We start from the raw sequence: 23024 nt of genomic DNA, 5'->3' as shown, positions 1-23024 counted from the left end.
CACGTTAAAAGTCGCAAAAATGAGCTGGGTATCCTCGAAAAAATGCCATCGGAAACTGGGCGAATTTGTCAAGGTTTCTATTTTTTGTAGCCAAATACGCAAGCGAACTCACAGCGTTTGCCGTCGGGGGAAGCGCCCGAAATGATTGAGGAGGTTTGAAAGCATGGGGAATATGACCTTTAGTGCAGCTCATATGGTGCTGGATACATTTGACAAAAAGTTGTCTGGAGAGGCGCTTAAAAAGCAGTTTAAAGTTATTTTAGATAGGCTTGAAGCAAGCTATGAGCCAGCCCAAAAGACAAAGGTATCAAAACTTGATGATGTTAAAACAATCGTTGACTATCTGAATGAGAGGGCAGGCACTAAATATCGTGAAACGACTAAAAAAACGCAGACATTAGTTGCGGCTTTGTTTAAGGATGGGTATGTCCTATCTGATTTTCAGCATGTCATTGATGTCAAGTGTGATGAATGGCTAGGGACAGGCTTTCAAAAACATCTCAATCCAGATACTCTATTCAATGCGAGTAAGTTTGAGAAATATGTGAATCAGACACCAGTCAAATCTGAGACAGTTGTGGGGCAATCAGTACCTAGTTGGTCAAATTCAGATTATAAGAATGAGACATCTGCAGAGGATTTGGCACGGTTTGAACGAAATAGTCAAGAGCGCAGGAAGCGTTTAGAAAAACTAAAAAGCAGATCAACGCCAACTTACAGTAGGATACCCGACTGGTATGATCCTGATTATAAAAATTCAACGACAGATGAGCAGCAGGCGGAGCTTGATAGAATTAAGCGCCAAGCGCTTGAAAAAATGAAATGAGGACATGAAATGTTAGAAGAAAAAATTTCAGCGGTAGTCGCAGATTATTTTGCCAGTGGCAAAGTCGAAGAAAAAGTTAGTGAGGCGATGGATGCTGCGCCTGAGCCGACTTTTTGATAAAGGGAAATGATGAAAAAGAAAAAAATTGTGGTTGTAATTGCAGTACTTGTGACACTTGGGTGGGTCGCATTGCTTGCTGGGTGTAGTAATGAATCTGACTATGTGTCAGAGAATATTTCAACTGATGCAGATAACTTTAAGATAGACCGCCAGATTACGGTCATCAATACATGGACTGACAAGGTTATCTTGCAAGCAACTGGTAAAATGAGTGTTGAGCGGTCAGATAAAAAGACGACGATTGTGATTAAGACAGGTAAAGACCAGTTTAAAAAACATATCATCTACGAGAATAGCTGGACGGCATCCAGCATTGAGCAGATAGAATCGAATAAGTCTAATCCCTACGCCTATAATTTTGTAATCAATCCTAAGTCAATTTTGCATGGTTGGACTGATGTGGAGGTTATAAATGACTAGACAAATCAAAGTGAGGGCTAAATTTGATAAGGGGGATCATTCTTTCGGTATTGTATGGTCACGCCCCTCTTATGTGATAGAGATTAAGACATTCCTGTTTTGGATACCCTATGGCGAACGTTTTGATTCTAAAATTAAGGCGCAAGAAAGAGCTGCTGAGGTTGAAAAGTTGTTGAATGGGATAAAATGATTATTATTTTTTCTTCAAATATATTTCTCAAATAGATTTGTGTAAATAAGTATAGGCGTTAGGTAAACTAGTGATAGTAAGCCTAGCGCCTTTTGCGTATGGCAAAATAAATGGGGTGCGAAATGGATGATATTTGGAAAATCATATTAACGACAGGGATTTCTGTCTTGACGGGAGCTGTCGGTTTTATCTTTAGACATGTCAATGGGCGGCTTGATAAGCATGAGGAAGGCATTCAGGACATCAAGCAGGACTATGTTAAAGAGTCACGTTATCAGCGAGATATGGATAAGGTGTTGGAGAAATTGGATAAAGTGGCATTAAAAGAGGACTTTGTTCGTGAATTTGCCAAACTCGATGCGCATATAGAAGTTTTAAGACAGCTGATGACGAAAGGTGACAAGGCATGAATGAAACAGAATTGAAAGCGCAGGAGCGTGCTGTGCGGGTTGAGCGCAAGCGTTTGGCGAACGGCTTTGTCTTGCGCATGGTCAATATTGGCAGTGGCTTTAAACGTTTGAGTGACTTTTTGGCGATTGCAGGCGCGCGTCAAGGGATCACTGAGGCAGAATTTTGGGACGCGGTGGAATATGTGCATGAGGAAGGGTATGTTCGTGTGCGCGTGATTGGGACGACTGAAATTGTGCGTGAGATTGCGGATGTTGAGCTGCGACGTCTGGAGGCTAAGTTGACAAATGACGGTGATCGTATCTTGGACGGTGTTAAGCACGATGCGCTGGTTGAGGTGTGACTATGGCGAAAAAAAGAAATAGGAAACACTCTAAGATAGACCAGTTAGCACCTCCTGTTAAGTTGACAGTCGAAGAAATGATAGCTGCGGGGTACACCTACCATGATATTGTCTCCTATCTGAAAACCGAAGGCGTTGAGATTTCTCAAAGTTCCATCCACCGCTACGCTAAAAGTTATATGGCGACAGTTGCGGAGATTAAAGCCATTCAGGAAAATTTTCGTGCCATTAATGATGAGCTAAGCAAAGCACCTGAGCTTGATGTGACTGAGGCGACTTTGCAGGTGTTGGGGCAGAAAATGCTTAATATCACTCTGGACTTATCCGAGGAGCAGTTGCGCGAGATGGATCCCAAGGATTTACTCACGCAGGTCAATAAGTTGGTGACAGCGACAACACAGAAACGACGTGTCGATACGCAAAATAGAACACAGGTCAGTGAAGCGATTGAGACGGTCAAAGTTGAACTCTATGAAACGCTTGCCAAAGAGCGTCCTGATTTATGGCAGGAGTTGAACAAATTCCTTGAAAGCAAGCGAGGTGATGAAGATGAGTAAGTGGTATGTCGTGCAAGTTGCGACTGGTCGTGAGACACAGGTGGTTAGAGAGCTTGAAAAAAGTGGCTTTAGGGCTTGTGCGCCACAGGAGCTGTTACTCATTCGAAAGGGTGGTGAGTGGCATAAGCAAACGAGATTATTATTTGCTGGGTATGCTTTCGTCAACTGTGCTTGGAGCGCTGGGAATTATCACAGGGTTCGAGCGCTAGAGTCTGTAATTAGGTTTCTGGGGAATGAACACGATGAGCCGTGTGAACTTGCCAAAGATGAAGCTGAGATGATTGAGCGACTGAGTTTGGAGTCGGAAATCATGCCATCACTGGTTAAATTCTATGATGATGGCAGTTTTGAGGTTTTAAGGGGCATTTTAAAGCAGTTTAATTTGTCCTCAATACGTTTTAATAGGCGAGCTAAAAAAGCGATTGTACGGCTGACAATAGGCGGTACAGAGCAAGATTACAAGTTCGCCATACAAGAAACAAGTGATAGCTAGAGTTGATACGCTCCTTTGGCAGACATCACTTGTGGATAATAGAGGGAAATCATTTATCGCTAGTTTGGCGATAAAATGGGAAAGTGTGTCAAAAATGGGGAAAGTAATTAAAAAAATATCGAAAGGGTATCGTGATGATGAATATTATACGACAAAAGAATCTGCAATAAGTTTCTTTAAAAAAATAGTGCTGCCAAGCAATATTTTAAAACATAAAATTATTGCGATGCCATTTTCTAAAGCGGACAGTCCGCTCGGAATGGTTGCTAGTCGTTTTCACGACAATATCGTTTTTTATCGTGATAATCAGGACTTATGGCAGGAAGTGGCAGCTTATGAAGATGTGGCGGTCATTGACAATCCGCCTTTTAGTTTGTCGGCGAAGATTGAGCGGTTTTATTTTGAACATGAGATACCGTTCGTCTTATTTAGAAGTGCCGTCGCCTATCCAAAATTTATTTACGAAAAATTAAGGGCAGGCATTATCTATGAAAATAGCGCTAAGGGTGTTCAATTTAATTGGGGCGTTGCAGCGCATATCAAAGGTGATGATTATATTGAGCAGCACTATCCAAATTTGATTGATAATCTTAAAGCAACTGGTGTGCTTGCGAAACGGATTCCGATAGCTTTTTCTTTTTATCAAACGGCTTATGATTTCAAAATCAATACAGTCAATTTTGATGGTGGTATGCGCTATCCTAAAAAGAAAGATATATTCATGTATTTTAACCGTGGTGTGTTTAATTCAAACAGGCAATTATATCTCGGAGATGATGGTCGAATTCATGGTATTTCTGATTAGTTCGTGGAGAACTCACGTAATACCTTTTAAAAACCTTGTAGACCCTTTTAAAAATGATTTTGATGATTGTCACGAATAAATAGACATGAAAGTCTTAAAGTCGCTTACAAGCGATTTTAGGGCTTTTTAGAATGGAGGTGTGAAATGGCTAGAAAAAAGAGTTCAAAAAAAGTTTTATCGGCAATGCGCAAGGTTGAGCGCAAGGCTGTGCTATTAGAATTTTCGGGAAAAGATGCCAAGGAAGGCTACACAAAGGAAAAGGCACGGCGGGATTTGCTTTGGCTGAAACAAAAAGCCATGCTTGAGATTGACCAGAAGGGTGTAAATGCTGGTAATTTTACAACTTTTCTGATGTCGGTCAAGGGGTTGATTGAGTTAGACAACTTGCTGGGTGAGTTTGATGATAACGAAACACTCATCACTGGCTTTACGTTTGAGAGGCTTGATGATGACAATTCTTAATATCGCAAAGTTAATCAATCCCGCTTTTGACACAGTACTTTATACGCTCAAATCTCACGTCATTCTCAAAGGTGGTCGTGGGTCGACTAAGTCATCGGTAGTCAGTATTAAGGCGGTTGTTGAATTTCTTAATGACAAAGATAGCAATGTTGTGGTGCTGCGCAAAGTCGGGAAATATCTCAGAATGTCTGTCTATGAGCAGATTAAATGGGCAATTTATGAACTTGGTGTTGGTAATCAGTTTGTTTTTGGCACAAGCCCACTGAAAATAACGCATAAGAAAACTCAGACTGCTTTTTATTTTTACGGCGTTGATGATCCGATGAAGTTGAAATCTCAGATTATTGCCAAAGGCTATGTGTCGCAGGTCTGGTTTGAGGAGTTGGCGGAGTTTGCTGGGCGTGAAGATATTGATGTGGTGGAAGATACTTTTATTAGGCAAAAGTTGCCAAATGGTAAACGGGTCAAGGTTTATTTTTCCTACAATCCACCACGTAATCCTTATGATTGGATTAACGAGTGGGTGGCTGATAAAGCAACTGATCCAACTTATATGATTCATCACTCGACTTATCTGGATGATACGTTAGGCTTTTTGTCTGATGATATGAAAGAGAAGATTGAGCGATACAAAGCGAATAATCCAGACTATTATCGTTGGATGTATCTTGGCGAAGTCGTGGGGTTGGGAAATCATGTCTACGATATGAACCAGTTTCACAAGTTGGCTGAGTTGCCAAATGATGATCAGATTGTCGGGATTTCTTTTGCCCTTGATGGTGGTCACCAACAGTCAGCGACTGCTTGTGTGGCAGTTGCTATCACGGCAAAAAGAAATGCGATTTTACTTGATACACTCTACTACTCACCTGCGGGTCAGGTCGTTAAGAAAGCGCCGAGTGAGTTGACGGTCTTGGCACATGATTTCATGGAAAAGGTCTTGACTGAATATCAGAAACCGCGGCTACTGATGACGATTGATAGTGCTGAAGGTGCGTTGCGCAATCAGTATTACCACGATTATGGTGGGCGCTGGCATCCAGTTGCCAAGAAGAAAAAGCAGGTTATGATTGACAACGTCGTTAGTTTACTTGCGGAAGGCAAATTTTTCTATTTGGATAAACCTGAAAATGAAATTTTTATCAGTGAACATCAGCGTTATCAGTATGAAGAAAAAACTTTAAATACTGATGAGCCGAAGGTTATCAAAGTTGATGATCATACGTGCGATGCCTTTCAGTATTTTGTCATTGATAATGCGGAAAAGCTAGGACTTAAAGCATAGGAGCTATTCATGGGAATCAAGCAGAAAATTAAAGATATGATCACGAGAGGAAAATATGCGATGACGCAAGAGAGTTTAAATAGCATCTTAGACCACCCTAAAATTGCGGTATCGTCTAAGGAGTACGGACGTATCAAAGAAAATTTGAAATATTTTGAGAGTCAATTTTCTGATATTGAGTACCTCAACACGGAAGGGAAATCAAAAACAAGGGCACTCAATCATCTACCTTTAGCTCGAACAGTGAGTAAAAAAATTGCAAGTTTGGTCTATAATGAACAGGCTGAAATTGTTATCGATGGGGAAGATGTCAATCAATTTGTTAATGATGTTTTGCAAAATGATAAATTTAACAAAAATTTTGAGCGTTATCTTGAAAGTTGTCTGGCACTGGGTGGACTTGCTATGAAACCCTATGTGGACGGTAAACAGATTAAAGTATCATTTATTCAAGCACCTGTATTTTTCCCTCTTCAAACAAATATGCAAGATGTATCAAGTGCTGCAATCGTGACTAAAACGACTAAAGTGATAGGTTCTAAGAATGTTTATTATACGTTACTTGAGTTTCATGAATGGATTGACACTTCGTATCAAATTACAAATGAACTCTATAAATCGGATATAGCTGATATTGTTGGTCAGCGTGTCCTATTATCTGAGCTTTATGAGGATTTGGAAAAATTGGTTACCGTGACAAATTTGACGCGTCCACTTTTCACTTATCTAAAAACACCTGGCATGAATAATAAAGATATCAATAGTCCATTAGGCTTGTCAATATACGATAACGCCAAGACGACGATTGACTTTATCAATCGGACTTATGACGAGTTCATGTGGGATATTAAGATGGGGCAACGACGTGTTATTGTCCCCGAGCAAATGACAAAAGTTGAGTTTGAGGGAGAGACCTCTCGCAGTATTTTTGATGCTGAGCAAAATGTTTTTTTGCAGTTACAGCTTGGTGGTATGGATGATTTTCAAATTAAGGATGTGACGACTCCTATTCGTTCTGATGATTATATTAAAGCGATAAATGAAGGGTTGAGCCTTTTTGAAATGCAACTTGGTGTATCAGCAGGAATGTTTACATTTGACGGAAAAACTATGAAAACGGCGACGGAGATTGTTTCTGAAAACTCTGATACTTATCAGATGAGAAACTCAATCGTATCACTTGTTGAGCATGCTATCAAAGAATTAGTTGTTTCAATCTGTGAGTTAGCTAAGGCTCATAAAATCTATACTGGTAAAACACCCAAGCTTGATGAAATCACAGTTAATTTGGATGACGGTGTTTTTTCGGATAGAAAAACGGAGCTTGATTACTGGAGTCAGGCAGTTGCAGCAGGATTGGCAAGTAAATTGACTGCAATTCAGAAAACGATGGGATTGACTGAAAAAGAGGCTGAAAAAATGCTTGCAGAAATCAATGCGGAGAGTGTACCAGAAATCAGTGATATTGATGCGGCAATGTTTGGCGCAAGTTCAATGGTTGATGATGACACGTTATCATCTAATAGTGCAGAGCTTAAAACATTAAATGGCGCTCAAACACAGAGTTTAGTTGCTATCATGGGACAGTTTAGCTCAGGGGCTTTATCTGAGGGGCAAGCTGTCAATCTGATAGCTAAGGCGATTGGTATTGAGAAAGAAGAGGCACGAAAAATACTCAATGGGGAGCTGTAATAGATGGCAAAACCTATCAAGATAAATGATAACCAAATGATTTTACAAGCTGGTGCTGCGGCTGATATTTATCATCAGTTGTCACTAGATTTATTTAATCAAGTGATAGTGCAATTAAAAAAGCGTGGCACAGCAGACTTGGAATCTCAACCTTATATTTGGCAACTTGAAAAACTCAATGATATGCACTTACTTAACGAGGATAATGTTAGGTTGATTATTGATCGGTCAGGAGTTGCTGAAAGTGCTTTGAGAAATGTGATAGAGCGTGAAGGTTTCAAGGTTTATCAAGATACTAAAGAGCAGTTAGCGCATGATATGGGTAAATCTGTGAGTGCCTACAATGGCGTTCAGGAAGCCTTAGTAGCTTATGCCAGTCAAACTTTTCGTGAGGTCAGTAATTTAATTAACACGACATTGCCTGCTAGTGTGCAAGCTGTCTATAAGGGGATTGTTGAGCAAACTGTTGCGAGTGTTATCACTGGTTTAAAATCACCACAGCAAGCATTGAATGAAACAGTGATGAAGTGGTTTGACAAAGGTTTCTACGGCTTTACTGATAAGGCTGGGCGACAATGGCGAGCTGATGTTTATGCCAGAAATGTGATTACTTCGACAACTTACCGTGTTTACAACGAAATGCGAACGCAAGCAAGTGAAGAAATGGGTGTCAACACTTATTACTATTCACATAAGGCTGCGGCTCGTCCTGCTTGTGCTGAGCTTCAGGGGAAGATTGTGACTAAAGGCGCTGCTTTCACTGAGAAAGGGGTGCAAGTTTTGAGTTTGCTTGATCATGGCTATGGTTCTGCGGGTGGTTGTTTGGGTATTAACTGCAGGCACACTTTGACACCGTTTATCATAGGTGTGAATAAATTGCCTGATTTACCAGAACACTTGAAAAATATCACACCTGAACAAGCTATTGAGAATGGTAAGAAACAGGCACAACAGCGAGCTTTTGAGCGTGATATTAGGAAAGTTAAGGAAAGGCTGAATGTCGCTAAACAGCTTGATTATCCTGAAATGGTTGATAAATTTGGAAAACGTGTCAAAAACTTACAAGGTGGTTTGAAGCAGCTATTAAAAGATAATCAATTTCTTCATAGAGATACGGTACGTGAGCAAGGTCGTAAAGCTGAATATCTAGATGATGTTCGTAAAAATCTTGTTGTTAATCGTCAAAAGGCGTATAATAAATTAAAGGATGTCTTAGGTAATCGAACACCAACGCTTAAAGAATATGGTGAAATCTTATTAGACCCTGTACGCCGCAAAGCATTATCTCATGATTATCGTGTTGTGAAGTATTTCCAAGGTGAGATAAAAGAAAATTTATCCGATGAACAAAAGAAACAGGCAGTAGAAGCCTATTTCAGTTTCAAGGAACAAGGGATTTTGTTCGGTGATCATGGCATTGCCCGCTATGTCGAGAGGTTGCGTCGAAAAGATGGCACATTTACTTATAATTATCAGTCGGTTATTGCTATTTTTGATAAATCTGTCAATTATGTGTCTACTGGTCGAGATGTTCGATATTACAATGGCATTATGATTGTTACTGAAAAAGGTACTAAAAATATTGTGACGATGATGAAACGTAAAAAAGTTGATAAAAGGTGGGAGTTACCATGAAATATAGTCAAGAAGTCTTAAAATTATTGGAACAAGGTGTAAGTGGCGAACTCTCTAATTACTGGGATTGGTCTTTTGAGTTCAATGAAAAATTTGGCGATGATGAAGATTTTGCGGAAGCTTGGGATAATGAAAATCCTGAGATGTTCGACTTGCTTAGTAATACAAAATTAATCATTTTTGTGGAAACACATGACTATTTGGACACAAAAGGCTGGGTTAAAACCTTGACACCATACTATGAAAAGGCTAAGAAGTTGGTTGCATAAAGAAGTTAATTGATAGGATATAAGAAAAGCACTGCAAATTTTGCAAGTGCTTTTTAGGTACTATTTTTTAGTGTAAGTGATGAGATATGAGCCCAAGGTGCTTGTGATTTTGTCAGCTTTGACAACTAAAGTATCACCTTTTTTAATTTTTGGATTATCTTTCGATACGAAATTTAAATGCTCGCCTGCTTGAATGTTATAACCTGCTGCAGAATCTGGAACAAGTTCAAGGACTTTGATTTTAACAGTTTTACCTTCCAAATCTTCGCCGTCATTGAGTTTTTTCTCAAATTGCGCCTCTGTAAAGTCAGCTTTAGTTTCTGCTGACTTGGAGTTGCCACAAGCTGCAAAGAAAAACAAGGATAAGATAAGGATAGGTAATGCTTTTAGAAGTTTCTTCATAAGTACGCTCCATTTATTTTTTTATTTCAAATTAAATTATATCATAAAATTTATGCTTGCCCAACATGGCGTTAAACTGTAACAATAAGTCCACTGGACGTAAAACGAAAAGGAGTTTCAAATGAGTTTAAAACGCGAATTGCTCACTGAGTTGGGCATTGAGGACAAAACGGTCATTGACAAAATCATGCAAGCTCATGGTGCAGATGTCGAAAAAAACAAGTCTTTATCTGCCGAAAATGACAGTCTAAAAACACAGCTGGCAGAACAAACTGCAGAAATTGAATTATTTAAGAAGTCTGATGAACAAAGTGCTGAAACGAAAAAAGCACTTGAGGATTTGCAGGGCAAATTTGAGACACTTAAAACTGAAAAAGATGCAGAACTTGCTCAGCTCCAGAAAAACAATGCTGTTGCACTTGCGCTAAAAGATACAGGTACGCTTGATAGTGACTTGCTCTTTGGTCAGTTGAACCTTGAAAAAATTGTCATCCAAGATGATGGTAAAGTTTCAGGGCTTGATGACCAAGTGGCAAGCATTAAAGAAAGCAAGCCTTTTCTTTTTGCCCAAGAAAAAGCGCCAGATCCACAACAGCCCAGTATTTTTGTGGGTGGCAATCCTGCGGGAGATGCAGGTGGGAAATCATCTGATCCATTTCAAGCGATTGTGGATGGCTATAAGTAAGAAATATAGGAGAAACTAAACATGGAAAATCAAAATCAATCAGTACGCGTTTATGCACCACAGTATCGGAATGTTTTATCAACAGTATTTGATGTTCGTAAAGCGTTTGCGGGCGTACTTGCACCAATTCAAGTCCTTGATGGCGTGCAAATGAATGCGACTGCATTTAAGGTCAAGACAAGTGACACACCTGTTGTTGTTGGTACTTATAATAAAGGCGCAAATATTGGTATGGGAACGGGAACAGGGAAAACAAGTCGTTTTGGTGACCGTAAAGAAATTATCTATACAGACACAGATGTCCCTTATGATTATGACCTGACAATTCACGAAGGTCTTGACCGCTACACTGTTAATAATGACCTTGATGCAGCAGTTGCTGACCGTTTCAAGTTGCAGTCGGAAGCTCAAACGCGTTTCATGAACGAAAAAATAGGAGCACACTTGTCATCGAATGCCAAAGAAACGAAAACACTTTCGGCATTTGATGAGGCAGCAATCAAATCTTTGTTCAATGCTATCAAGAAATATTATGTTGATCATGAGGTTACTGCGCCAGTTAAAGCTTATGTGACAACAGATTTAAAAACGGCGATTGTTGACATGCAAAGCACGACAACGGCTAAAGGGTCATCAGTTTCAATTGACGATAACGATGTTGTGAAGTATAAAGGTTTTGTCTTGGAAGAAACGCCGGAGAAATACTTCGTAGCTGGCGATATTGCTTACTTCTCACCTGATCGCATTGTTAATCCTTTTGTCGGTATCTCAACAGCTCGTACAATCGAGTCAGAAGATTTTGACGGTGTTGCTTTACAAGCTGCAGCTAAAGGTGGTACCTTTACGCTTGAAGATAATAAAGCGGCGATTGTTAAGGTAAAAACGCCCTAATACGCCCCCGAGCGGAGGGGGCGACGGCGAGACCGACAAACCGCCAGTAATCCCTTCAGATTATGTGGCGGTTGATGGACTGATATCAGAAGCAACAAGCGCTGGTATCTATATTGACACAGGTATTGACCAAGTCGGCGATATAGAAGTTTTTGCGGACTTTCAATCGACAAAAAATGAGGGAGACCGTGCTTTGTTTGGCGCAAGAGCAAGCACATCATCCTCAGCCTTTTGTTTCTTTTCGTCCGCAAATGATGGAAAATATCGAAGCGATTATGGTGATAATAAGGAAATTTTCACCATATCATCATCACTTGATATGGATAGGCACACAATAAGCAAGGTTAATAACCTGACCTATATTGATGATGTGCTTGTTAGTACGATAGTATCGTCTGCACCTACAACGCCAGTACCTATCTCTATTTTTGGTAGAAATGATAACGGCACGGTTGGCAGTAGGTTTGTTGGGGCTATCTACGCATTTCGTATCAAGAAAAAAGGCGTTTTAGTTCAAAACCTTGTGCCAGTACGCCGTTTGATTGATAATGTCTATGGTATGTGGGACACGGTTACTGAGAGGTTCTTTGGGAATGCTGGGACTAGTGCGTTTACAGGCGGTGCTGATTTGTATGAAGCGCCGACAATATTGACGGACTGGGAGACTAGCTTATTAGCTAGTAGTATCGTTGAGACTGATGCGGATGGTCGACATTTGGTTTTTTCTAGCCGCAACAGTTATTTTGAGAAACCTATAGCTGCTACGGATGAGCTTAGACAGACACTAATAAAAGGCAGTTTTGACATTAAACTTGATGAAGTAACATACTCCGATGGCTCTCAGATTGATGAGGTGCACCCGTTGTCTCTTGGTGTCGGTTTAAGGATTAGAAAAGTAGACGGTTCGGATGCCTATCCGTTTATCTCAAGAGCTGAAGTCAGAGCCTCGACATTAGCAGACTATTCGGATTGGACGAGAGTGAGTGGTTATTATCGCATTAGAAAAGATATTGTGCCTGCTTCAATGGAACTGACTTTTTACAATCAAGCAACTTGGACGGGTAGTGGTTCAGATAACACCTATGGCTATCCGATTAATACAAAAGTCCGTAATGTTAGAGTAGCCACTGTGCCTAATTCAGATGACGTGCCAACTGCTGATAATACAGTTGTCGAAATCAAGTCATGGCTTGATGACCAAGAGATAACTTATGCTTCAAGCGCCTCTAAAACAGCTTTGATGTCGTTAGTGGTTGATTGGTTGGATGAAAATAGATAGGAGGTAGCGCGGTGGTTAAGTACAAAGTTATCAGGAGTTTTGAGACATTGACTGAAAAGAAACTGTTCGAAGTCGATGATATTGTGACATTTACGACAAAAAGAGCGGATGAAATTAATGCTAATGTTGTTGTGGTGAATGGTTATCAGGTACTTGAAAGAGTTGCTGAAAATACTGAAAAAGAGGATTAGCATGGGTTATTTAACAGTTGATGAATTTGAAGCACTTGGATTTGAGTCTGTTTCTAATTTTGACAATTTAGAGAAAAAGGCATCACAAGCGATTGACAGTTACATCAATCGCTTTTATAGTCGGGTTGATTTTGATACTGATGTGGCAATTCGTAAGAAAGCTGTTAAACTCGCTATGAGCTATCAGATTGACTATTTAAATCGTTCGGGTATCTTTACTGCTGAGGACAAGCAAAGCATGGCTAGTGTGTCAATCGGGCGCACGTCGGTGAATTATGCAAGTGGTGCGAAAACGCCACAACATAATATCACAGTTGATGCGCAGAATGCTTTATCTGGTTTAGGATTTTTCTATGCGGGGATTGATTATGATTGATAAACGTTTATTAGTTGATTCAGCAGTGGTGGGGCTTATTTCAGGTGTTGATGATTGGGGTGCTAAGATTGCTGGTGCGCAATATCATCTATCTCATGTCCGATTTGATAGGAGTGTTAAATATTCGGGTGCAAAAAATGACCGTGTTAAAATTCGGTCAGGTATTTTATTTGTTTATCCAGAGGTCACGCCTATTATTGCAGATGAGTCTTGGATGGATGCTAGTGTCATGGTTGACGGCGTTTCCTATCTTGTCAAAAGTGTTATTTCCAATTCACAGCCTATGAGTAAGAAAATTTTTTCTTATGAAATCGAGGTGATTTGATGAGTGATGTAAGTATTAAGGTTGATTTGAAGGGGATTGAGAAAAAACTATCGCCTGCTAATCTAAGGCGTGGTAAGCTTGCGATGAGTAATCAAATGTTGCTAGATATGGAGCGATTTGTGCCACGCCGTGATGGTACATTACGAGCCAGTGGTCATGCGAAAGCTGATGAAGTCAAGTATACTGCAGTTTATGCAAGAGCTCAATTTTATGGCTCAGCACATAGGAAAGGTGCAACCTACACTTTCAAGCGTTACTCAGAACTTGGTACAGGTAAGCGGTGGGATTTAAAGGCTAAGGCAAAATACACTAGTCAATGGAAAGATACTTTTGTGAAAGGAGCAGGGCTGAAATGAATGATTTTCAAGAGGTCTTAAAGGACTTTATTAATACGCTTAATCTGCCCTTGCACGCAAGGCTTGATTATTTTCAGACTGATGATGATTTGGTTATCTACTCGCTTCCAGGTGGCAAGATTGACAAGGAATTTATGGATGGCACGCGTGAGATGAGCCTTAACTTTGAGATTGCAGTCAAAACGCAAGACCAACGCAAGGCAAATGATACAATGTGGGCGATTAATCAAGCCTTGTCAGATTTGCGCCTTAGTTTGCCAAGTCAAAACAAGTCGTATAACTTCATGAGCCTTGACGTTGAAAAACCATTCTTGAATGACAAGAATGAGAAAGGCTTTTACGTTTATCTGCTGGACGTCACAGCACATATTGAAATTTAGGAGGTGCAAATGGCACGTGCAAAAAACGCCCTACGGGGGCATTTTATCGGGGTGTGGGATCCAGTAAATCCTACAAAGAAACCAACAGCTTGGCTTGAACTGGCGCATTATATTCAGACAATAACCGACGACACCGATGAAGAAACTGACGATACAGGCTTTTATGATGGCGATGGTACGCCAGAGGAGACGGTAACATCTGTCAAGGGTTCTTACACTTTTGAAGGTTTTTATGATCCAACTGATCTGGCGCAAAAGTTGCTAGCGGACATGAAGTTTGAAATTGGTGACGGTCGCCGTGTCTGGCACAAGGTCGTATCATCTGATAATACCAAACAATGGATTCAAGTCGCAAATGCTAGTGAAATTGTTGCTGGAGATGGCGATGCGACATCTTTTGAAGCGTTCAAGGCTAAATTATCATGGATTAAACTGCCAGAGGAATCAGCAGTTACCCCTTAACGATAATATAAAACAAGGTGAGCTTTATAGACAACCAAAGGTAAAATGAGACGATTTCTGCGCTCATTTTATATTTGGGTGTGTATGGCTCGCTTTTTTTGGAGGAAAAATAAAATGGTAGTTTTTAATAAAAATAATGATATTGTACCGATTGATTTTGGTGAGTTCAAGTTTGAGTTTAGCGCAAGTGATGAAAACGTAAAACGATTGATGAAAGTCAGTGAGGAGTTGTCTAAAAAGGTTGATTTGGATAACTTGACAGAAGATAGCGCTTTTGAAAAAGCAAAAGAAATTCTTAAAAAGTCTTGGGATGGTTTGTTTGGGGAAGAGGCATTTGAAAAAGTATACGCCTTTTCAGGGGCGTCAACTATTTCAACGGCTAGTTATTTGATTCAGACAATCGAGGGAATATTCAAAGAGGCGCAGCAGTTTAGAAGTCAAGCAACTTTTGATAAGTACTTAAACAAATGATTGATTTATCACGGAAATTGACGGATGTCTTAGTTTATGAAGGTGAGTCCTATCCGCTTGATATTTCATTTGGCAATATTTTACGCATATTTGAAATGTTTGGTGATAAGACTATTAGTGACCTTGTTAAGTTTCAATTCGCTTTGCTGATGTTGACGGGTGTGAATTTTGAGATTGACGCTTATGCTGCGCGTGACTTATATCAAGCTATTTTTGATGAGCATATCAAAATTAAAAAAATCAAAAAGCAACATTTCGATAGACAAGGTAATCCCTTGCCTGAAATGAAAAGTGAAGATGATGACAAAATACATTATTCTTTAACTTACGATGGCGACTACATTTTCGCTAGTTTTATGCAGGCTTATGGCATTGACCTGATTGAAGTGCAAGACACTTTGCATTGGCAGAAATTCAATGCGCTGCTTTCAGGGTTACCTGATGGTACGAAGTTTGTGGAAGTTATCAAAATCAGGGCTTGGGAACCAATAAATGGGGAATCAGCCAGCGAGAAAGAAAGAATGAGAAAATTGCAGGTAGCATATGAGTTGCCGACATAGAAAGGGGTAGCTTATGGCTGACGGTACAGTAACAATCAAGGTTGATATGAATGACGATGCTGCTGAGAAAGGTGTCGGTAAGCTCAAGCAGATGTTTGGTGGTCTGCAAGAAACAGGCGAAAAAGTCGGTTCAACTTTTAAAAATATGCTTGGGGCTAATCTCATCAGCTCTGCCGTGATTGGTGGCGTTCAAATGCTTGGTAATGGCATTAAGTCAATGGTTTCAGAACTTTCTGATTCCAGTAAGGCATGGCAGACCTTTCAGGGAAATTTGGAGCAACTCGGTAAAAGTCCACAAGAAATCAATGCGGCTAAAAATGCTATGCAAGACTTTGCGACTAAAACGATTTATTCGGCAAGTGATATGGCATCGACTTATGCGCAGTTAGCAGCAGTCGGAACTGAAAACACAGGCGAACTCGTCAAAGGTTTTGGTGGACTTGCGGCAGCTTCTGAAAATCCAGCGCAAGCTATGAAGACATTGAGTGCCCAAGCAACGCAAATGGCGGCTAAGCCTAAAGTAGCATGGGAAGACTTTAAACTCATGCTTGAACAATCACCAGCTGGTATGGCGGCAGTCGCTAAAGATATGGGCATGTCAGTCCAAGAATTAATCAAAGGTGTGCAAGCTGGCACTATTTCAACAGATGAATTTTTCAAATCCGTCACAAGAGCTGGGACAAGTGATGCCTTTACCAAAATGGCGACTGAGTTCAAAACAACTGGTCAAGCTATGGATGGTTTAAAAGAATCGTTGAGTAATAAATTATTACCAACTTTCCAAGCTTTGGATAAGGTTGGGATTAAGGCAGTATCCGCGATTGGTGAAGCGATAGATAAGATTAATTTTGATGGCATTTCAGCTGGTATCAAAAAGTTTCTTGATGCTACGGTAAATGGTTTTACGAGGTTTTTTAATATCGTTTCAAAATCTGGTACTATCGAAGTTTTAGTGCAGATGTTTAATGCTTTGAAAGATTCTTTAGGGCGTGTTAAAGCTGCTTTATCAAGTGGTGCAGGTAACTTTGATATCTTTAAAGCAGCTGCTAGTATTTTAGAATCAGCCATGCAGGCGCTTTGTACGGTGATGTTTGTTGTAAGTGAGGTAATCAATTCCCTATCTCCAGAAACAATTAGAGCGATTGCATCTGCAGCTAAATTAGCGGTGGGTGCATTTGGTGCATGGAAGACTTTTATTCCAATCATCAGAACTTTAATCAGTTTTTCAAATCCAATCAGTTTAGTTGTGACTGCGATTTTGGCGTTAGTATTTGCTTTCAAAAATTTCGGTACTGTTCAAAGCGTTGTGCAAAATTTGGCTGGTAAATTTAAGGATTTTTTGTCAAATTTGACAAGTATTTTACCGCAAGTTGTGAGTGCTATCACGAGTATGGCAACAAAAATAATCTCAGAGATATCATCGGCAATTACAACAGCCTTACCACAGATGATTTCATTAGGTAAGGAACTATTAACAACGTTGATTATGGGTATTTCTGGTGCTTTGCCTATTTTAATAGGCGCTGCAGCTGATATTGTTACTGGTCTATTAACTGCTATTTTGCCCTTGTTACCAATTTTAGCGAGTGCAGGCATTGATATATTAATGGCTTTGATTGATGGTATCATACAATCTTTACCAGCTATTATGTTGGCAGTTACACAGATTATCAATGTCTTTATTGAAAAGATTGTACCGATGTACCCGATTATCATTAATGCGGGGTTAAATCTGTTAATGACTTTGATAAACGGTATCATATCAGCTTTGCCTCAAATTACGCAAGCAATTATTGCAATCATTACGGCATTTGTGACGGCGATTGTACCGATGATTCCTAAACTTGTTCAAGCTGGTATTGACATTTTAACAGCCTTAATTAGTGGTGTGATACAGATGTTACCTGACTTACTAATAGCTGGTGTTCAGTTGATAATTGCTTTAGGTAAAGCGATTATTAGCTTGGTACCAGTCTTGTTAGATGCAGGGGTACAACTCATTTGGGCGCTTATCACAGGTGCTCTTTCTTTATTGGGGTCTTTGATTTCAATGAGTAACACCTTGATGAATAGTTTGGTTGCTGCAATCGCTTCATTTATCGGTCAGATGTTGGCAAAAGGTGCTGAATTAATTGCTAATTTGATTAGTGGTATTGCTGGTAAGATTGGCGAAGTTACTAATAAAATCTCAGAAATTGGTAAAAATATTATCAGTACTATCACAGGATTTGCGGGTAGTCTTATACAAGCGGGTGCAGATTTGATTCAAGGATTTGCGGACGGTATTGCGAATGGGGCATCAAGAGCCATCAAAGCAGCAGCTAATATGGCAAAAGGTGCTGTTGATTCTGTTAAAAATATGCTTGGCATTCATTCGCCATCTCGCGTTTTCCGTGACGAGGTTGGTAAATTTATCCCTGCAGGTATTTCTGTCGGTATTTCGGCTAATGCGGACGCTGTGAAAGGCGGTTTAGGGGATATTGAGAGAGAGTTGAAGAATTTTTCTTACAAGCCAGAAGATATCATCGGTAGCGGTAATATGACTTTGTCGCAACAAGCTAAGACGTCGCTGACAACGAAAACGATTACTGATGATAAAGTGCAACAACAAAATCAAAAACTATCTGATCAAGTGAAGTATTTGGCTGATAAAATTTCTGATATTGCAATGAAACCAACTGTTGTTAAAATTAATGGCAAAGAGATGGCTGTTGCGACATTATCAGATTTTGAAGATGTTAGTAATTTCAACAATAATCGAATGACAAGATTGAGAGGAGTGACATGAGCTTTTGGATAAAATATGATGATGTTGCTTTAACTGATTATATGCGGATTATTGATGTGCAACGAAATATCGGTACTGGTCATAATAATGTCATCAAACAAATTGGAAAAAATCAGATGTTTCAAACATCATATCAGGAACCTAAAAAAATTAAAATTGAGTTTCGTATTTTTGAAAACAACAATAGTCTTGCGGAGTTGCGACTTTTGATTGCTGGTTTACTTAACAAAGAAGAACCTAAAAAATTAGTCTTTGGTGATGAACCGAACAAGTATTATCTGGCATTGATTGATGGTCAAGTTGATTTGAAGGAAGCCACTCTATTTGGTACTGGTACGATGACATTTGTTGTACCAGATGGCATGTTAATTTCGACAAGCACAAAAGAGGTGCACGCTGAGATGGTCAATGGTGTTTTGACGGCGACAGTCCAGAACAACGGCACGGCGGTCACTTATCCGACTTACAAGATTAAGCAGCCTAGTGGGGAAAATGGCTATATTGGTATTGTGCATGCTGGTGGTGCACTTGAAGTTGGCAATAAAGAAGAGGTTGATATTGAAGAATACACACAAGCAACAACAATTCTTAATACAACTAATTTTTCTGAGTTCACCAGATACACAGGTGTAAATCCTGAAAACTCTCAAAAAGGTCATACAGGTACGGCTGCGATTGTCAACGAAGGTGGCACAAATTATTTTCACTTGTCGAATGCTGGCACGAATAATGGTTATTGGCATGGTGCATCGTATGTCTATGATTTCCCAGCAGATGGTACTGGTCATATTGGTGCTAAGAATGTTTATTGTTACTTTAACGCTGTCTTTTGGGCTGGTTTAATGGGACAAACAGCTCAATTTCAAGTCTTGTTTGCGGACAAGAACAATAAAGTGGTTATGGGATATGACATCTATAAAAACGATGCTAGAGGTAATACAGGTGTTTGGGTTGCCTTGGCTGGTGATGGTAGTGGTGGTATCAAAAGCTTAGCCACTCATACGTTTGCAACGAGCCATCTTGATAGTGATAATCCGTTCAATAAGCCACGTGGTCATTGTGATATTTATAAAAATGGGGCTGAACTCAGATATTACTGGTTTGGTAGCTATCCAAAATTTACTGTACCTGCGCTGAAAAATGTGGAAATCACGAAATGTTACATCAATCTATATCAATTTGGCGCACGATCAGGCAATCAACTGATGCGATATTTCGACTTTAGGAAAATGACAATTAGAAATGATAGCGCTGAGTATCTACGAGATGTCCGCAATCGCTATCAAAGTGGTAGTGAAATCACTATCGATACAGAAAGTGCAAATGTCTATGTCAATGGTTTGCCTGCTAATAATGAGTTGGTTAATGGGTCTGTATTTGCGCCACTACACTCAGGTGAAAACAAGATTGAGTTTTACAATTCATCTTGGACAGATAATCCGCCAGAGATAACGGTTGAATATAAAGAAAGGTGGTTATAAGTGTTAATTTCGATACATGATAAGGCATTACGGCGCATGGCTTATATGGATAATGGCGTCCCAAAAGCCTTGCATTATTTTGATGATAGTTGGCATCGTTACTTGGCTGAGGCGACAAGTACCTTTGATTTTACGATTGCTAAAATGGGGCATGAAAGTGCGCAATATCTCAATGAGGAAAACTTTGTTAGTTTTAAATATAAAGGCAAGCAGTACCTCTTCAGTATCATGCGAACAGAAGAAGATGAAAATTTCATCAAGGTTTGTACCGAAAACCTTAATTTGGAGCTATTGAATGAAACGAAGGCGCCGATCGATGTGACGACTGCGCATGATTTGGTTTGGTATCTCAATAATGATAGTATTTTGAGTTTTGCGGGTTTGACGATTGGTATCAATGAAGTGTCGAATGTGACACGGAAGATTAAGCTAGAGAGTGAGCAGACAGCACTTGCGAGGTTGCTGAGTTTTTCGCATCAATTTGATGCGGAAGTTGAATTTGAAACAAGGTTAAACTCAGACGGGACGTTGAAATCGTTAGTTGTCAATTTTTATAAAAAATATGACGGTGAAGCACAAGGTGTCGGTACAAACAGACAAGATATTACATTGTATTATGGTAAAAATATTGAAAATGTGACACGTACAGTAGATAAAACAGGGATTTACAACGTTATCACACCGATTGGCAAGGATAATTTAAGAATCACAGCCTTGGATAAGACAGAGCTTGATGAGGATGGTAATGTCGAATATTACACGAAAGCGGGTAATGGGAACATCTATGCGCCACAGTCAATGGCGAAATATCCAAGCCAATTGCTTAATAATTCTGATGGTTGGATTCGGCGGTATTATACGGCTGATGGCACAACGAATGTCAACACGCTGTATACATTAGCGCTTAATGAATTAAAAAAGAATGCTTACCCATCAGTGACTTATGAAGTCACTGGTTTTTTCGAGCTCAATATTGGTGATACTGTTAAAATTCAGGATGAGGCATTCAATCCGCTTCTAATATTAAAGGCGCGCGTGAGTGAGCAGGTTATCAGTTTCACCAACCCAACAACTAATAAAACCATTTTTGGTAATTTTAAGGCGTTAGAAAATCAGCTGTCGTCTGATTTACAGGGACGACTTGCGGCACTTGTTGAAGCTGCGGCACCTTATCGGTTTGAGATTGTGAGTTCGGACGGACTGATTTTTAAAAATTCTGCAGGTAGTACAACTTTAACCGCTAGGGTTTACAAAGGGTCAAGTATCACTGAGACTGTTGTTGATAGCTTTAATTGGACGATTGGTGGTGTGGTGTTTGGTACAAGTAGTGCAAGTCAGGTCGTTTCAACTGATGATATTGACAGTAAGGCAGTTGTCAGGTACGAAGCAATTATCAATGATATGGTAATCGGCGGGACAGAGGTCACGATAGCTGATGTGTCTGACGGTATATCAGGCACGGACGGTCGGGGCGTGGCGAAAGTTGAACAGAAGTGGCTAGTGCAATCATCAAGCACTAAGCCAACATACACATGGACGGATGCCAAATGGCAAACATCGCTACCCGCCATGACAGCCACAAATAAATATCTCTATACAATTGAGCGGACGACATACACAGATGCGACGACAAGCGATGTAATCACGCTGAGCGCTGTCTATGGTGATAATGGTGCGAAGGGCGACACAGGGGCAACTGGTAGCGCAGGTAGTAAAGGTGACAAAGGTGAACCGACAGGTATCATCAAGAGTGCGACTGAACCCGCTAATAAATTTGTCAATATGATTTGGTATGTCAATAGTGATACTGATGTCGCTAACGCAAGTATGGAGATTGGAACTGTGGCGCAAAGTCACGGCACCTACACTTGGACGGGGTCTAAGTGGTCTTTGTATAAGCTGCGGTCTGTGAACATGGAAATGGACAATGGTTTCATCACAAATGCCATGATCGCAAATGCGGCAATAGATAATGCTAAAATTGCCAATCTAAATGCTAACAAGATAACAGCTGGTGAGCTATTAACATCACGCCTGAGACCAGCAAGCGTTAATTTGCTCAGAAATACCGAATTTCTGGAGTTTTCAAATGGCGACGTGACAGGATGGCAGAAGCGTTTTAACAGTGGCAATCCAAATACAAATAAAAATACGTTGTATTATTCGACAGCCAACGTTTACGGTCATATCAGCCTTGGATTTGCCCAAGTCGCCGACACCTCTCCCTGGGGAGATAATGACTGGGGCGAGATGTATCAGGAGGTCAAAGCTGTAGCTAATACTGGCTATGTGGCGCACGTCATGATACGGAGCAACACAACAACCAAGGACAATGCAAAATTTAGTCTACGTGTTGAGTGCTTAAATTCCAGCGGTGCAGTCATTTCAGCACCGACAATCGCAACTGCCGCTAATGCACCAGGCATTATCAATGGCTCACAAGTCTTGTCTGATGGTTATTTTGGCAATCGTGCCTGTTTAGCGAGCACAAGCAACACGGCGTGGAATACCGTCACTGGAACAGGCGAATATAACCTGAAAGACACAACGTGGCGCCAATTAGCCGTGTCCTTCACAACGCCAGCAAGCACTACCAAGGTACGTTATATCTTGCATTATCAAGGTAATGGCAATTTTTACGCCAGTATGCCTATGCTTGTGAATGGCTCAGCTTATTATGAATACGTGCCAAATTCTTTGATAGTTGATGGGGATATTATCGTCAAAGGATCGATTAAGGCGGAACATATGACTGTCAATTCACTATCGGCGATTACTGCAAATCTTGGAGATATGGCGGCAGGTACGGCGAAATTGATGGATAATATGTCAATTAGTACTACTGCGACAAAAAAATTTGGTTTATTTCTAT

General features: G+C 40.1%; 28 protein-coding genes. 27 read left to right on the top strand and 1 reads right to left on the bottom strand.

What is annotated here, in order from left to right; translation table 11 throughout:
* The first annotated feature begins 163 nt into the window (after window positions 1-163).
* The 13 genes from ACYQ21_RS05850 (at window position 164) to ACYQ21_RS05790 (ending at window position 9505) form a co-directional block, all read left to right on the top strand.
* Complete coding sequence (locus tag ACYQ21_RS05850; RefSeq protein ID WP_460056323.1) at window positions 164-826, top strand: conserved phage C-terminal domain-containing protein; 663 nt, start codon at window positions 164-166, stop codon at window positions 824-826.
* Between the two features lie 129 nt (window positions 827-955).
* A complete protein-coding gene (locus tag ACYQ21_RS05845; protein ID WP_460056320.1) occupies window positions 956-1366 on the top strand; it encodes a beta-sandwich lipoprotein in 411 nt (136 codons plus the stop codon).
* The gene (locus tag ACYQ21_RS05840; RefSeq protein ID WP_460056317.1) at window positions 1359-1556 is read left to right on the top strand and encodes a hypothetical protein; all 198 of its coding nucleotides are present in this window, start codon (window positions 1359-1361) and stop codon (window positions 1554-1556) included. The genes ACYQ21_RS05845 and ACYQ21_RS05840 overlap by 8 nt, the downstream gene beginning before the upstream one ends.
* Before the next feature lie 122 nt (window positions 1557-1678).
* Window positions 1679-1966, top strand: a complete 288-nt coding sequence (locus ACYQ21_RS05835) for a hypothetical protein (RefSeq protein WP_460056314.1) — start codon at window positions 1679-1681, stop codon at window positions 1964-1966.
* A complete protein-coding gene (locus tag ACYQ21_RS05830) occupies window positions 1963-2307 on the top strand; it encodes a hypothetical protein (RefSeq protein WP_460056311.1) in 345 nt (114 codons plus the stop codon). Before ACYQ21_RS05835 ends, ACYQ21_RS05830 begins: the two co-directional genes overlap by 4 nt.
* Before the next feature lie 2 nt (window positions 2308-2309).
* Entirely contained in the window at window positions 2310-2864 is a 555-nt protein-coding gene (locus ACYQ21_RS05825; protein ID WP_460056308.1) for a phage protein Gp27 family protein, read from the top strand.
* Window positions 2851-3357 carry a transcription termination/antitermination NusG family protein gene (locus ACYQ21_RS05820; RefSeq protein ID WP_460056305.1) on the top strand — a complete coding sequence of 169 codons (507 nt, stop codon included), beginning with the start codon at window positions 2851-2853 and terminating at the stop codon, window positions 3355-3357. The genes ACYQ21_RS05825 and ACYQ21_RS05820 overlap by 14 nt, the downstream gene beginning before the upstream one ends.
* The gene (locus tag ACYQ21_RS05815) at window positions 3347-4162 is read left to right on the top strand and encodes a hypothetical protein (RefSeq protein ID WP_460056302.1); all 816 of its coding nucleotides are present in this window, start codon (window positions 3347-3349) and stop codon (window positions 4160-4162) included. The genes ACYQ21_RS05820 and ACYQ21_RS05815 overlap by 11 nt, the downstream gene beginning before the upstream one ends.
* 144 nt (window positions 4163-4306) lie before the next feature.
* On the top strand, window positions 4307-4624 hold the full coding sequence (locus ACYQ21_RS05810; protein WP_460056299.1) for a hypothetical protein: 318 nt from the start codon (window positions 4307-4309) through the stop codon (window positions 4622-4624).
* A complete protein-coding gene (locus ACYQ21_RS05805) occupies window positions 4611-5909 on the top strand; it encodes a PBSX family phage terminase large subunit (RefSeq protein ID WP_460056376.1) in 1299 nt (432 codons plus the stop codon). The genes ACYQ21_RS05810 and ACYQ21_RS05805 overlap by 14 nt, the downstream gene beginning before the upstream one ends.
* A gap of 9 nt (window positions 5910-5918) precedes the next feature.
* Window positions 5919-7601, top strand: coding sequence for a phage portal protein (locus ACYQ21_RS05800; RefSeq protein ID WP_460056297.1), 1683 nt, complete (start codon window positions 5919-5921; stop codon window positions 7599-7601).
* A gap of 3 nt (window positions 7602-7604) precedes the next feature.
* On the top strand, window positions 7605-9236 hold the full coding sequence (locus ACYQ21_RS05795; protein ID WP_460056294.1) for a phage minor capsid protein: 1632 nt from the start codon (window positions 7605-7607) through the stop codon (window positions 9234-9236).
* Window positions 9233-9505: a hypothetical protein gene (locus ACYQ21_RS05790; protein ID WP_460056292.1), complete on the top strand. Its 273-nt coding sequence runs from the start codon at window positions 9233-9235 to the stop codon at window positions 9503-9505. The genes ACYQ21_RS05795 and ACYQ21_RS05790 overlap by 4 nt, the downstream gene beginning before the upstream one ends.
* A 60-nt stretch (window positions 9506-9565) precedes the next feature.
* Here the strand turns inward: ACYQ21_RS05790 and ACYQ21_RS05785 are convergent, their stop codons facing one another.
* Entirely contained in the window at window positions 9566-9907 is a 342-nt protein-coding gene (locus ACYQ21_RS05785; RefSeq protein WP_460056289.1) for a hypothetical protein, read from the bottom strand.
* 121 nt (window positions 9908-10028) lie between these two features.
* On the opposite strand from ACYQ21_RS05785, the gene ACYQ21_RS05780 reads away from it, so the two are divergent.
* The 14 genes from ACYQ21_RS05780 to ACYQ21_RS05715 form a co-directional block, all read left to right on the top strand.
* Window positions 10029-10592 (top strand): phage scaffolding protein, encoded by a 564-nt coding sequence (locus tag ACYQ21_RS05780; protein WP_460056286.1) that lies wholly within the window; start codon window positions 10029-10031, stop codon window positions 10590-10592.
* Between the two features lie 21 nt (window positions 10593-10613).
* A complete protein-coding gene (locus tag ACYQ21_RS05775; RefSeq protein ID WP_460056283.1) occupies window positions 10614-11483 on the top strand; it encodes a phage capsid protein in 870 nt (289 codons plus the stop codon).
* Window positions 11484-11547: 64 nt separating this feature from the next.
* Window positions 11548-12762 carry a hypothetical protein gene (locus ACYQ21_RS05770; RefSeq protein ID WP_460056281.1) on the top strand — a complete coding sequence of 405 codons (1215 nt, stop codon included), beginning with the start codon at window positions 11548-11550 and terminating at the stop codon, window positions 12760-12762.
* 11 nt (window positions 12763-12773) lie between these two features.
* Window positions 12774-12953, top strand: coding sequence for a hypothetical protein (locus ACYQ21_RS05765; protein ID WP_460056279.1), 180 nt, complete (start codon window positions 12774-12776; stop codon window positions 12951-12953).
* A 1-nt stretch (window position 12954) separates the two neighbouring features.
* A complete protein-coding gene (locus ACYQ21_RS05760; protein ID WP_460056276.1) occupies window positions 12955-13329 on the top strand; it encodes a hypothetical protein in 375 nt (124 codons plus the stop codon).
* Window positions 13322-13654: a putative minor capsid protein gene (locus ACYQ21_RS05755; protein ID WP_460056273.1), complete on the top strand. Its 333-nt coding sequence runs from the start codon at window positions 13322-13324 to the stop codon at window positions 13652-13654. Before ACYQ21_RS05760 ends, ACYQ21_RS05755 begins: the two co-directional genes overlap by 8 nt.
* A complete protein-coding gene (locus ACYQ21_RS05750) occupies window positions 13654-14010 on the top strand; it encodes a minor capsid protein (RefSeq protein ID WP_460056270.1) in 357 nt (118 codons plus the stop codon). The genes ACYQ21_RS05755 and ACYQ21_RS05750 overlap by 1 nt, the downstream gene beginning before the upstream one ends.
* Window positions 14007-14390: a minor capsid protein gene (locus ACYQ21_RS05745; protein ID WP_460056268.1), complete on the top strand. Its 384-nt coding sequence runs from the start codon at window positions 14007-14009 to the stop codon at window positions 14388-14390. Before ACYQ21_RS05750 ends, ACYQ21_RS05745 begins: the two co-directional genes overlap by 4 nt.
* Window positions 14391-14399: 9 nt before the next feature.
* Complete coding sequence (locus ACYQ21_RS05740) at window positions 14400-14852, top strand: phage tail tube protein (protein WP_460056265.1); 453 nt, start codon at window positions 14400-14402, stop codon at window positions 14850-14852.
* Between the two features lie 114 nt (window positions 14853-14966).
* Complete coding sequence (locus ACYQ21_RS05735; RefSeq protein WP_460056263.1) at window positions 14967-15323, top strand: hypothetical protein; 357 nt, start codon at window positions 14967-14969, stop codon at window positions 15321-15323.
* Complete coding sequence (locus tag ACYQ21_RS05730; protein WP_460056260.1) at window positions 15320-15883, top strand: Gp15 family bacteriophage protein; 564 nt, start codon at window positions 15320-15322, stop codon at window positions 15881-15883. Before ACYQ21_RS05735 ends, ACYQ21_RS05730 begins: the two co-directional genes overlap by 4 nt.
* A gap of 13 nt (window positions 15884-15896) precedes the next feature.
* Window positions 15897-18671, top strand: coding sequence for a phage tail protein (locus ACYQ21_RS05725; RefSeq protein ID WP_460056258.1), 2775 nt, complete (start codon window positions 15897-15899; stop codon window positions 18669-18671).
* On the top strand, window positions 18668-20152 hold the full coding sequence (locus ACYQ21_RS05720; RefSeq protein ID WP_460056256.1) for a distal tail protein Dit: 1485 nt from the start codon (window positions 18668-18670) through the stop codon (window positions 20150-20152). Before ACYQ21_RS05725 ends, ACYQ21_RS05720 begins: the two co-directional genes overlap by 4 nt.
* Window positions 20153-23024 (top strand): phage tail spike protein (locus ACYQ21_RS05715; protein WP_460056254.1); only part of this gene is annotated, 2872 nt, incomplete at its 3' end.

This window comes from Pseudolactococcus yaeyamensis (assembly GCF_054658615.1).
This window is presented reverse-complemented; position numbering and strand designations above follow the sequence as displayed.

What these genes read in the sequence shown, in the direction of transcription:
- ACYQ21_RS05850 (WP_460056323.1), top strand. Translation starts at nt 164, where the DNA reads ATGGGGAATATGACCTTTAGTGCAGCTCATATGGTGCTGGATACATTT.
- ACYQ21_RS05845 (WP_460056320.1), top strand. Translation starts at nt 956, where the DNA reads ATGAAAAAGAAAAAAATTGTGGTTGTAATTGCAGTACTTGTGACACTT.
- ACYQ21_RS05840 (WP_460056317.1), top strand. Translation starts at nt 1,359, where the DNA reads ATGACTAGACAAATCAAAGTGAGGGCTAAATTTGATAAGGGGGATCAT.
- ACYQ21_RS05835 (WP_460056314.1), top strand. Translation starts at nt 1,679, where the DNA reads ATGGATGATATTTGGAAAATCATATTAACGACAGGGATTTCTGTCTTG.
- ACYQ21_RS05830 (WP_460056311.1), top strand. Translation starts at nt 1,963, where the DNA reads ATGAATGAAACAGAATTGAAAGCGCAGGAGCGTGCTGTGCGGGTTGAG.
- ACYQ21_RS05825 (WP_460056308.1), top strand. Translation starts at nt 2,310, where the DNA reads ATGGCGAAAAAAAGAAATAGGAAACACTCTAAGATAGACCAGTTAGCA.
- ACYQ21_RS05820 (WP_460056305.1), top strand. Translation starts at nt 2,851, where the DNA reads ATGAAGATGAGTAAGTGGTATGTCGTGCAAGTTGCGACTGGTCGTGAG.
- ACYQ21_RS05810 (WP_460056299.1), top strand. Translation starts at nt 4,307, where the DNA reads ATGGCTAGAAAAAAGAGTTCAAAAAAAGTTTTATCGGCAATGCGCAAG.
- ACYQ21_RS05805 (WP_460056376.1), top strand. Translation starts at nt 4,611, where the DNA reads ATGACAATTCTTAATATCGCAAAGTTAATCAATCCCGCTTTTGACACA.
- ACYQ21_RS05800 (WP_460056297.1), top strand. Translation starts at nt 5,919, where the DNA reads ATGGGAATCAAGCAGAAAATTAAAGATATGATCACGAGAGGAAAATAT.
- ACYQ21_RS05795 (WP_460056294.1), top strand. Translation starts at nt 7,605, where the DNA reads ATGGCAAAACCTATCAAGATAAATGATAACCAAATGATTTTACAAGCT.
- ACYQ21_RS05790 (WP_460056292.1), top strand. Translation starts at nt 9,233, where the DNA reads ATGAAATATAGTCAAGAAGTCTTAAAATTATTGGAACAAGGTGTAAGT.
- ACYQ21_RS05785 (WP_460056289.1), bottom strand. Translation starts at nt 9,907, where the DNA reads ATGAAGAAACTTCTAAAAGCATTACCTATCCTTATCTTATCCTTGTTT.
- ACYQ21_RS05780 (WP_460056286.1), top strand. Translation starts at nt 10,029, where the DNA reads ATGAGTTTAAAACGCGAATTGCTCACTGAGTTGGGCATTGAGGACAAA.
- ACYQ21_RS05775 (WP_460056283.1), top strand. Translation starts at nt 10,614, where the DNA reads ATGGAAAATCAAAATCAATCAGTACGCGTTTATGCACCACAGTATCGG.
- ACYQ21_RS05760 (WP_460056276.1), top strand. Translation starts at nt 12,955, where the DNA reads ATGGGTTATTTAACAGTTGATGAATTTGAAGCACTTGGATTTGAGTCT.
- ACYQ21_RS05755 (WP_460056273.1), top strand. Translation starts at nt 13,322, where the DNA reads ATGATTGATAAACGTTTATTAGTTGATTCAGCAGTGGTGGGGCTTATT.
- ACYQ21_RS05750 (WP_460056270.1), top strand. Translation starts at nt 13,654, where the DNA reads ATGAGTGATGTAAGTATTAAGGTTGATTTGAAGGGGATTGAGAAAAAA.
- ACYQ21_RS05745 (WP_460056268.1), top strand. Translation starts at nt 14,007, where the DNA reads ATGAATGATTTTCAAGAGGTCTTAAAGGACTTTATTAATACGCTTAAT.
- ACYQ21_RS05740 (WP_460056265.1), top strand. Translation starts at nt 14,400, where the DNA reads ATGGCACGTGCAAAAAACGCCCTACGGGGGCATTTTATCGGGGTGTGG.
- ACYQ21_RS05735 (WP_460056263.1), top strand. Translation starts at nt 14,967, where the DNA reads ATGGTAGTTTTTAATAAAAATAATGATATTGTACCGATTGATTTTGGT.
- ACYQ21_RS05730 (WP_460056260.1), top strand. Translation starts at nt 15,320, where the DNA reads ATGATTGATTTATCACGGAAATTGACGGATGTCTTAGTTTATGAAGGT.
- ACYQ21_RS05725 (WP_460056258.1), top strand. Translation starts at nt 15,897, where the DNA reads ATGGCTGACGGTACAGTAACAATCAAGGTTGATATGAATGACGATGCT.
- ACYQ21_RS05720 (WP_460056256.1), top strand. Translation starts at nt 18,668, where the DNA reads ATGAGCTTTTGGATAAAATATGATGATGTTGCTTTAACTGATTATATG.